We start from the raw sequence: 9,408 nt of genomic DNA on the forward strand, positions 1-9,408 counted from the left end.
GGATGGCCCGCCTCCTCCTCACGACGTCCCGTCCTGCATCGTCGCCGGGCGGGATCGGATGGCCCGCCTCCTCCTCACGACGTCCCGTCCTGCATCGTCGCCGGGCGGATCACCACGACCGACTTGGTCCGCGCGTCCTCGTCGCGCAGCAGCGCCATCACCCGGCCGTCGGGGTCGCAGGCGGCGTAGACGCCGTCGATACCCGCCGGTGGTAGCGGCCGGCCGTGGCCGGTCGCCTCGGCTTCCCCGGCGGACAGGTCGCGGCGCGGGAAGGTCAACAGGCAGGCCTCGTCCAGGCTGTAGCTGAGCCCCGGGCGCTGCGCCAGTTCGTCGAGCGGGTACGCCTGATCGAGCCCGAAGCGCCCGACGCGGACTCGCCGCAACGCCGTCAGGTGCCCGCCCACCCCCAGCGCGGCGCCGACATCGCGGGCCAGGGCGCGGATGTAGGTTCCCGACGAGCAGTCGACCTCGACATCGAGATCCACCACATCGAGATCCACAACATCGGGTCCGCGCCGGACGTCGCACACCTCGAAGCGGTCGATGCGCACCGGCCGGGCCTTGAGCTCGACGGTCTGGCCCTCGCGGACCAGCCGGTAGGCGCGCTTGCCGTCGATCTTGATGGCGCTGACCGTCGACGGCACCTGATCGATGTCGCCCCGCAGCCCGCCCACGGCGGACTCGATCGCCTCGCCCGTCAGGTGCCGCGCCGAGACGCGTTGCACCAGTTCGCCTTCGGCATCGTCGGTGGACGTGCTCTGGCCCAGCCGGATGGTGGCGGTGTAGGACTTGGCGGTCGCGGTCAACAGGCCCAGGATCTTGGTGGCGCGTTCGACGCCGATCACCAGCACGCCCGTGGCCATCGGGTCCAGCGTTCCCGCGTGGCCCACCCGGCGGGTGGCAAAGATCCGGCGACAGCGGCCGACCACGTCGTGACTGGTCATCCCGGACGGCTTGTCGACGACGACAATCCCCGGCCCACAAGGGCTTTCGCTCATAACACGATGGCGGTGAGCACCAGTCCGCGCTGCACCGACCACCGGCCGCGCAGCTCGGTCAGGGGCGGGCCGGACAGCGCCTGCGGATCGATCAGGATCCGCGACACGAAGCCGCCGGTCGCCGCCCCGGGACCGTCGGCCTCGAACGCGATGTGGGCGTCCTCGAAGCCCAGCCACCGTTTGGTCAGCGGGAACCAGGCCTTGTACGTTGCCTCCTTGGCGCAGAACAAGATTCGGTCCCAGTGCAGATCGCCCGACAGGTTGGCGGGGATTTCGTTGCGTTCGGCCGGCAGACTGATCGCGTTCAGCACGCCCTCGGGCAGCACGTCGTGTGGTTCGGCGTCGATGCCCACCGAGCGCACCGCCTCGGTGCGGCCCACCACCGCACCCCGATAGCCCGTGCAGTGGGTGAGGCTGCCCACCACGCCGTCGGGCCAGCAGGGTTCACCCTTCTCGCCCTTGAGGATCGGCACCGGCGGCAGGCCGAGCTCGCCCAGCGCGATGCGCGCGCAGTGCCGGACGGTGATGAACTCGTTGCGCCGCTTGGCCACCGACCTGGCGATCAGCGGCTCCTCTTCGGGCAGCGGCGCGAGGTCGGGCGGGTCGGAATACAACTCGGAGTAGGCTAGGCCGTCGGCCACCGGCAAGACCGAAGAAACCAGGATGCCTGAAGTCATCGTGATTGCCGCTGCCGCAACCGTTCCCGGAACTGCGTGGCCTGCCGCCGCATCTCGGGGGTGATCTCGAAGTGGCCACCGAAGTCGTTGAGGTCGCCCGGGGCATACTTCGGATCCGGCAGCACCTGGCGCAGCCAGCTTGGCGGCCTGCGGCGGCGCCACTCGCGCGGATAGCCCACCGACACTTCCTCGAAGCGCACGTCGTCGTACCAGGTGGTGCGCGGGATATGCAGGTGGCCGTAGACCGAGCAGACGGCGTTGTAGCGGGTGTGCCAGTCGGCGGTCTTGGTGGTCCCGCACCACAGCGAGAACTCCGGATAGAACAGCGCGTCGCAGGGGTCGCGGACCAAGGGGAAGTGGTTCACCAGGACGGTCGGCGTCATCCAGTCCAGCTCTTCGAGGCGGGCACGGGTGACCTGGAGACGCTCGCGGCACCACGCCTCGCGGGTGGGATACGGCTCCGGGGAGAGCAGGAACTCGTCGGTGGCCACCACGTTGCGTTCGCGCGCGATCGCCAGGCCCTCGGCTTTGCTCAAGGCCCCCTCGGGCAAGAAGCTGTAGTCGTAGAGCAGGAACATCGGCACGATCGTGGCCGGGCCGCCGCGCTCGGTCCACACCGGGAACGGGTGCTCGGGCGTGACGACGCCCATCTCGTCGCACATGTTGACCAGGTAGTCATAGCGTTTCTTGCCGAAAACCTGCACCGGGTCGCGGGTGGTGGTCCACAGCTCGTGGTTTCCCGGCACCCAGATCACCTTGGCGAAGCGCCGTCGCAGCAGGTCAAGCGCCCAACGAATCTCGTCGGTGCGTTCGGCGACATCGCCGGCGACGATCAGCCAGTCATCCGGCGACGAGGGATGCAGCGACTCGGTGACCGGCTTGTTGCCGAGGTGACCGGTATGCAGGTCGGACACCGCCCACAGTGTCGGTTGCCCACCGCCGGTCGATTCCTGCCCTGATGTATGCCCAGCCACGATCATCCACCCTAACGACCCGGCCCCGGCGGGGCCGTGCGATGGGCGGCAGTTGGCGCCGCGGGCGGGCAAGTTAGAACAAGTTCAGGTTTGGCTGTGGCGTCGCAGACCGGACTTGTACACTCCCCCCAAAGGACCGCTGGGGCGTCAGGGGGTGTCGTGTTCGCCAATGTTCGTCTGATGGGGGCGCTGGGCGCGCTGCTCACAGCGGCCATCGGCGGCACGGTGGGCGTGGTGACCGCCCCGGCCGGGACGAGTGGCGCCGACCGGTCCGTCGAGCTGAGGTCGACCGCCCAGCCGCTGGAAACCACCATGAAGAGCCCGATCGTCGCGACCACCGATCCGCGCCCGTTCGACGCGTGCGAGGACATCCCGTTCGATGTCATCCAGCGGCTCGGCCTGGGCTTCACACCGCCCGAACACGAAGACGGGCTGCGCTGCCACTTCGACGCCGGGAACTACCAGGTGGCCGTCGAGCCGATCATCTGGCGCACCTACGAGCAGTCGCTGCCCGCCGATGCGGTGGAGACGACGATCGCGGGCCATCGCGCCGCGCAATACTGGGTGCTCAAGCCGACCTACCACAACAGCTACTGGTTCTACTCCTGCATGGTCGTGTTCAAGACCAGCTACGGGGTGCTGCAGCAGGCGCTGTACTACTCGACCGTCTACTCCAACCCCGAGGTCGACTGCATGCAGACCAACCTGCAGCGCGCCAACGACCTCGTGCCCTATTACAAGTTCTGATTCCGCTCGACGGCCCCGGCCGCTGTCTCAGCCGACGGCGGCGCGGACCCGGGCGGCGACGGCGGCCAGGTTCGCTTGGTCGTGAACGGGTTCGCGCAGCAGCGCCTGCATCGGCAGCTCAACCCAGCTCTTGCAGCCGCCGTAGTCCGCGGTCCGGGTCAGCCGGACCGGCTCGGCCAGCGGGATCACCGACACCACCAGCACGGCCAGCTTGTGCCTGGGACGAAAATCGAGCCGGTCGGCGCGCACCGAGTCGGCGGTCCAGATGTGCAGGTCCTCGATGGCCGCAAGGCCGTCCGGGCGCTCAACCGGTACCGCCGCAACCACTTTCGCGGCGGCCCGGATCACCAGCTCCTCGTCGGTGCAGTCGGCGGCCGCCGGTGCAAGCAGGTCCCGATACTCGGCGCGCACCCGCTCGGCGTGGCTGTGCGCGACCGTCGGGAACAACAGGAATTCGCGCGCGGCCAGTTCGAATCGCTTCTCCCCGATGCCGCCCTTGCGCAGCAACACCCGCTGGCGGCCGTCCAGCAGCGCATGCACCGCGGCGCTCCATTCCTTGAGCGCGGGAACCGTTGTAACGGCGGTCATTTCGAGCCAGCCGTGCGCGCCAGCACCTCGGGCCGTCGCAACGGCGGGACCGACTTGGGCGGCTGGCGCCGCGGTGGCAGCTGCCCCAGCAGCCGCGCCGTCGTCTCGGTGACCTCGGCAACCGCCGCCTCGAATGCGGCGACATTGGCCGCCGAGGGGTGGGTGATGCCGCTGACCTTGCGCACGTATTGCCGGGCCGCCGCCGCGATTTCCTCGGCGGTGGCCGCTGGCTGCAGACCGCGCAGTTCGGTGATATTCCGGCACATCTTTTCCACGATAAGCGCTGCCCGCCGCCGCCGCTTCCCGACGGTTCCGCCGCCGCCAAGGCGGCCGAGAGGGGCCTCGGGCGACTGGCTACGGTGACCTGATGGCTGACGAGATCCTGCTGATCGACACCGACGAACGAGTGCGCACCCTGACGCTCAACCGGCCCCAGTCCCGCAACGCGCTGTCGTCAGCGTTGCGGGACCGCTTCTTCGGCGCACTGGCCGATGCCGAAACCGATGATGGTGTCGACGTCGTCATCGTCACCGGCGCCGATCCGGTGTTCTGCGCGGGGCTGGACCTCAAGGAACTGGGCGGCTCCTCGGCGCTGCCCGACATCTCGCCGCGCTGGCCGGCCCTGACCAAGCCGGTGATCGGCGCGATCAACGGCGCCGCGGTGACCGGCGGCCTCGAGCTGGCGTTGTACTGCGACATCCTGATCGCCTCGGAGAACGCCCGGTTCGCCGACACGCACGCCCGGGTGGGTTTGCTGCCCACCTGGGGTCTGAGCGTGCGGTTGCCGCAGAAGGTCGGGGTCGGGCTGGCCCGGCGGATGAGCATGACCGGGGATTATCTGTCCGCCGCCGACGCGCTGCGCGCCGGGCTGGTGACGGAGGTGGTGCCGCACGACCAGTTGCTAAGCGCGGCCCGGGCCGTCGCGGCGTCGATCGTCGGGAACAACCAGGACGCGGTGCGGGCGCTGCTGGCGTCGTATCACCGCATCGACGACGCGCAGACCGGCGCGGGGCTGTGGCAGGAGGCGGCGGCGGCCCGCCAGTTCCGGACCAGCGGCGACGACATCGCCGCCAACCGGGAGGCCGTGCTGCAGCGCGGACGCTCGCAGGTGCGTTGACGCCCGGATCTGCGCCGGTCCGCTCCCGGCGATCCGGCCCACGCCATACGATCAGCTGATGCATACGGTCGTTGGAATCGCCCTGCGGATGCTGGGCGGGCCGGCGCTGGCCCTCGCGTCGGGCATGGCGTCGGCGATCGCGGGGTCCGTGCCGCACGCAAGCGCGCTGCCGCCACCCGGATTTCCCAACCTCGACTCCTTCACCGCCGTCCCGGCCGAGGGATACCTGGGCTCCGGCGCGCCGGGCGGCGCACCGCGGGTCAGTTTCTCCGCCGGGTCCGCCCTGGTCTGCGACTTCTACGGTGGGCCGCCGCCCGTGCCGCAACCGTCGCAGGACATCAAGTGCAAGGGCGACATGTTCGGGATGGACGACGTCCCCTTCCCCGGCGGGCGCCCACGGCCCGGCGACTGCGTGGTGGGTTCGGTGGACTTCAAGGGGCCGGGCTATCAGCTGACCCGCATGTCGTACGCCGGGTGCGACGGCAACCCGCCGTCGCTGCCGGCGGGCGGCAAGGCGCTGGGATCGGGCCAGAAGCTGACCTACCTCAACGTCACCTGCGCGGTGGGCCCCGACGCCCTCGTCGCCTGCCTGGACACCACGAGCGGTGACCACGGATTCGTCGTACAGCGCTCGGGAAGCTGGGCGTTCTAGGACGTTCTAACTCAGGGCGGTGTGCAGCGACGCCACCACGTCGTCGATCGACCCGCTGGTCGAGTAGCCGGCCGCCAGCCGGTGTCCACCGCCGCCGAAGGCAGACGCCACCGACGTCAGGTCCACGTCGGCCTTGGCCCGCATGGACACCGACCACTGCTGCGGCGCCACCTCCTTGAACACCGCGGCCACCTCGGCCTGCTGGGTGGTCCGCACGATGTCGACGATGCTCTCGACTTCCTCGGGGCGCGAACTGGTCCAGTCCTGATTGCCGACCACCGCGTAGACCAGCCCGCGGCCGCCGGCCGCGTCCGACAGCAGCCGGGCCGAGGCCAGCACCCGCGACAGCAGGGGCAGCCAGCCGAACGGGTGGCTGTCCATCAGGGTCCGGCTGATCGCGGCGTTGTCGACGCCGACGTCCACCAGCCGGGCGGCCAGGCGCAGGGCGCGCCCACTGGCCCAGCGGAACGAACCGGTATCGGTGGTCAGGCCGGCGTAGATGCAGTGCGCGACATCGGCGTCGATGGGCTTACCCCAGGCGTCGAGAATGTCGGCGATCATCATCGTGGTCGAATCAGCCGACACGTCAACGAAATTGGCGGTGCCGAAGACGTCGTTGGAGGCGTGGTGGTCGATCACCAGCATCTCGCCGGCGGCGACGGCGAAGTCGCTCAACGCGCCCAGCCGCTTGACGCTCGGAACGTCAACGGTGACAACCAGATCGACGTCGCGGCGCAGCGCCTCCGGACGGACCAGCAGCCGGCAGCCGGGCAGCGACGCCAGCGACTCGGGCAGCCCCGCGGGTTCGGCGAAGCTGACCTCGACCCGCTTGCCGCACTTGTCCAGCACCAGGCCCAGCGCCAGCCCGGCGCCGATGGTGTCGGCGTCGGGATGCACGTGTGCGATCACCGCGACGGACTCGGCGCCCGCCAGCAATGCGACCGCGCCCGCGGCGTCGACGCGGGCCCCGAACCCGGAGCCGCCCAATTCAGTGTTCGTGTTGGTCGTCGTCACCGATGCTCCCGTCGAAGGCGGGCTCCACGCCCGATCCGCTCTCCCGGTATGGATCGGCCTCCCCAGCCGGCTTGGCGCCCGAACGAACCCGCGCCAGATCTGCGTCCGCGGCGCGCGCCCGCGCCAGCAACTCGTCCATCCGCTGCACGTTGTCCGACGTGGTGTCGCGGGTGAACGTCAACGTGGGGGTGAAGCGCACACCGGTGCCGGCCCCGACCATGGTGCGCAGCGCGCCCTTGGCCCGTTCCAGGGCGTCCGCCGCGGCGGCGTAGTCCGGCTCGTCCTCGAGCGTGCGTCCCATCACGGTGTAGAACACCGTCGCATCGTGCAGATCGGCGGTGACTTTGGCGTCGACGATGGTGACGCCCTCCAGCCCTGGATCCTTGATCTCGAACTCGATCGCCGAGGCGACGATCGTGTTGATCCGTTTGGCCAACCGGCGCGCCCTGGCCGGGTCAGGCATGTCTACTCACCGCCTCCTCCTCATCACTTCGTTCTGCATCCTCGGCGTTCTGCACCGGCGGAGGTGGTCAGGTGCGTTCCTTCTGGACCAACTCGTAGGACTCGATGATGTCGCCCTCTTTGAGGTCGGAGTAACCCAGCGTCATACCGCACTCGAAGCCCTCGCGGACCTCGGTCACGTCGTCCTTCTCCCGTCGCAACGAGGTGATCGAGAGGTTGTCGGTCACCACGATGTTGTCCCGCAGCAACCGGGCCTTGGCATTGCGGCGCACGATGCCGCTGCTGATCATGCAACCCGCGATGATGCCGACCTTGGAGGACCGGAAGATCGCGCGGATCTCGGCGCGGCCCAGCTGGTTCTCCTCGTAGATCGGCTTGAGCATGCCGCGCAGGGCCTTCTCGATCTCGTCGATCGCCTGGTAGATCACCGAGTAGTAGCGGATCTCCACGCCCTCGCGGTTGGCCAGCTCGGTGGCCTTGCCCTCGGCTCGCACGTTGAAGCCGATGATGATCGCGTCCGACGCCGAGGCCAGGTTGACGTTGGTCTCGGTGATGCCACCGACCCCGCGGTCGATGACGCGCAGCGCCACCTCGTCGTCCACCTGGATACCCATCAGGGCCTCCTCCAGCGCCTCGACCGTACCGGCGTTGTCGCCCTTCAGAATCAGATTCAGCTGGCTGGTTTCCTTCAGCGCCGAGTCCAGGTCCTCCAGGCTGATCCGCTTGCGGGAACGCGCCGCCAGCGCGTTGCGCTTGCGGGCACTGCGCTTGTCGGCGATCTGGCGTGCGATGCGGTCCTCGTCGACGACCAACAGGTTGTCGCCCGCGCCTGGCACCGAGGTGAACCCGATGACCTGCACGGGCCGCGACGGCAGCGCCTCTTCGACGTCGTCGCCGTGCTCGTCGACCATGCGGCGCACCCGGCCGTAGGCGTCGCCGGCGACCACCGAGTCGCCGACTCGCAGCGTGCCGCGCTGCACCAGCACCGTGGCGACCGGCCCGCGACCGCGGTCCAGGTGCGCCTCGATCGCCACACCCTGGGCCTCCATGTCGGGGTTGGCCCGCAGGTCCAGGGCCGCATCCGCGGTCAGCAGCACCGCCTCGAGCAGTTGCTCGATGTTGGTGCCCTGCTTGGCCGAGATGTCGACGAACATGGTGTCGCCACCGAAGTCCTCGGCCACCAAGCCGTATTCGGTGAGCTGCCCGCGGATCTTGGCCGGGTCGGCTCCCTCGACGTCGATCTTGTTGACCGCCACCACGATCGGCACGTCGGCCGCCTGGGCGTGGTTGATGGCCTCCACCGTCTGCGGCATGACACCGTCGTCGGCGGCGACCACCAGGATGGCGATGTCGGTGGCCTTCGCGCCGCGGGCACGCATGGCGGTGAACGCCTCGTGACCCGGGGTGTCGATGAAGGTGATCGGCCGTTCGACGCCATCGTGTTCGACCGTCACCTGGTAGGCGCCGATGTGCTGGGTGATGCCACCCGCCTCGGCCTCGCGCACGCTGGCGTTACGGATGGTGTCCAGCAGCCGCGTCTTACCGTGGTCGACGTGACCCATCACGGTCACCACCGGGGGCCGGGTCTGCAGGTCTTCCTCGCCGCCCTCGTCCTCGCCGTAGCTCAGGTCGAAGGACTCCAGCAGTTCGCGGTCCTCGTCCTCGGGGCTGACGACCTGGACGACGTAGTTCATCTCGCTGCCCAGCAGCTCGAGCGTCTCGTCGCCGACCGACTGGGTGGCGGTGACCATCTCGCCGAGGTTGAACAGCGCCTGCACCAGCGAGGCGGGGTTGGCGTTGATCTTGTCGGCGAAGTCGCTCAGCGACGCGCCGCGCGCCAGCCGGATCGTCTCGCCGTTGCCGTGCGGCAACCGCACACCGCCGACGACGGGCGCCTGCATGTTCTCGTATTCGGCGCGTTTCGCCCGCTTCGACTTGCGGCCGCGGCGGGGCGCACCGCCCGGGCGGCCGAACGCGCCCGCGGCACCGCCGCGCTGGCCGGGACGACCACCGCCGCCACCGCCACCGGGACGGCCGCGGAATCCGCCGCCACCGCCGGGCGGGGCACCGACGCCGCCACCACCACCGCCGCGGTAGTTGCCGCCGCCACCGTCACGGCCGCCGGGAGCACCTGGGCGGCCACCGCCGGGACGCGGGGCGCCGGGCCGGGCCGGGCGGC

At 69.9% G+C, this 9,408-nt stretch carries 11 protein-coding genes; 3 read left to right on the forward strand and 8 right to left on the reverse strand.

Features of this window, described 5'->3' with window-relative positions:
- Positions 1-74: 74 nt before the first annotated feature.
- From truB to OQ789_RS24165, 3 genes are read right to left on the reverse strand one after another with little or no spacing between them, the layout of a single operon-like run.
- Positions 75-998: a tRNA pseudouridine(55) synthase TruB gene (gene truB / locus OQ789_RS24155; RefSeq protein ID WP_324688707.1), complete on the reverse strand. Its 924-nt coding sequence runs from the start codon at positions 996-998 to the stop codon at positions 75-77.
- Positions 995-1,675, reverse strand: coding sequence for a 4'-phosphopantetheinyl transferase (locus OQ789_RS24160; protein ID WP_324688708.1), 681 nt, complete (start codon positions 1,673-1,675; stop codon positions 995-997). The genes truB and OQ789_RS24160 overlap by 4 nt, the downstream gene beginning before the upstream one ends.
- Positions 1,672-2,655 carry a metallophosphoesterase gene (locus tag OQ789_RS24165; RefSeq protein WP_324688709.1) on the reverse strand — a complete coding sequence of 328 codons (984 nt, stop codon included), beginning with the start codon at positions 2,653-2,655 and terminating at the stop codon, positions 1,672-1,674. The genes OQ789_RS24160 and OQ789_RS24165 overlap by 4 nt, the downstream gene beginning before the upstream one ends.
- Positions 2,656-2,808: 153 nt before the next feature.
- Here OQ789_RS24165 and OQ789_RS24170 point away from each other — a divergent pair, with 153 nt between their 5' ends.
- Positions 2,809-3,396 (forward strand): DUF3558 domain-containing protein, encoded by a 588-nt coding sequence (locus tag OQ789_RS24170; protein WP_324688710.1) that lies wholly within the window; start codon positions 2,809-2,811, stop codon positions 3,394-3,396.
- A gap of 27 nt (positions 3,397-3,423) precedes the next feature.
- Here OQ789_RS24170 and OQ789_RS24175 read toward each other — a convergent pair whose 3' ends face one another.
- On the reverse strand, positions 3,424-3,984 hold the full coding sequence (locus OQ789_RS24175; RefSeq protein ID WP_324688711.1) for a DUF1802 family protein: 561 nt from the start codon (positions 3,982-3,984) through the stop codon (positions 3,424-3,426).
- Entirely contained in the window at positions 3,981-4,250 is a 270-nt protein-coding gene (locus OQ789_RS24180; protein ID WP_324688712.1) for a DUF2277 family protein, read from the reverse strand. Before OQ789_RS24180 ends, OQ789_RS24175 begins: the two co-directional genes overlap by 4 nt.
- Before the next feature lie 101 nt (positions 4,251-4,351).
- Between OQ789_RS24180 and OQ789_RS24185 the strand changes: the two genes are divergently transcribed.
- Positions 4,352-5,101 (forward strand): enoyl-CoA hydratase, encoded by a 750-nt coding sequence (locus tag OQ789_RS24185; protein WP_324688713.1) that lies wholly within the window; start codon positions 4,352-4,354, stop codon positions 5,099-5,101.
- A 58-nt stretch (positions 5,102-5,159) separates the two neighbouring features.
- Positions 5,160-5,753: a hypothetical protein gene (locus OQ789_RS24190; RefSeq protein ID WP_324688714.1), complete on the forward strand. Its 594-nt coding sequence runs from the start codon at positions 5,160-5,162 to the stop codon at positions 5,751-5,753.
- A 6-nt stretch (positions 5,754-5,759) separates the two neighbouring features.
- Here OQ789_RS24190 and OQ789_RS24195 read toward each other — a convergent pair whose 3' ends face one another.
- From OQ789_RS24195 to infB, 3 genes are all read right to left on the reverse strand, one after another.
- Positions 5,760-6,767, reverse strand: a complete 1,008-nt coding sequence (locus OQ789_RS24195) for a bifunctional oligoribonuclease/PAP phosphatase NrnA (protein WP_324688715.1) — start codon at positions 6,765-6,767, stop codon at positions 5,760-5,762.
- A complete protein-coding gene (gene rbfA, locus OQ789_RS24200) occupies positions 6,742-7,230 on the reverse strand; it encodes a 30S ribosome-binding factor RbfA (RefSeq protein ID WP_324688716.1) in 489 nt (162 codons plus the stop codon). Before rbfA ends, OQ789_RS24195 begins: the two co-directional genes overlap by 26 nt.
- Before the next feature lie 67 nt (positions 7,231-7,297).
- On the reverse strand, positions 7,298-9,408 hold a 2,111-nt coding region (gene infB, locus OQ789_RS24205), incomplete at its 5' end, for a translation initiation factor IF-2 (RefSeq protein WP_324688717.1).

Origin of the sequence: Mycobacterium sp. 94-17 (assembly GCF_035617725.1) — a bacterium.
Lineage (GTDB): Bacteria > Actinomycetota > Actinomycetes > Mycobacteriales > Mycobacteriaceae > Mycobacterium.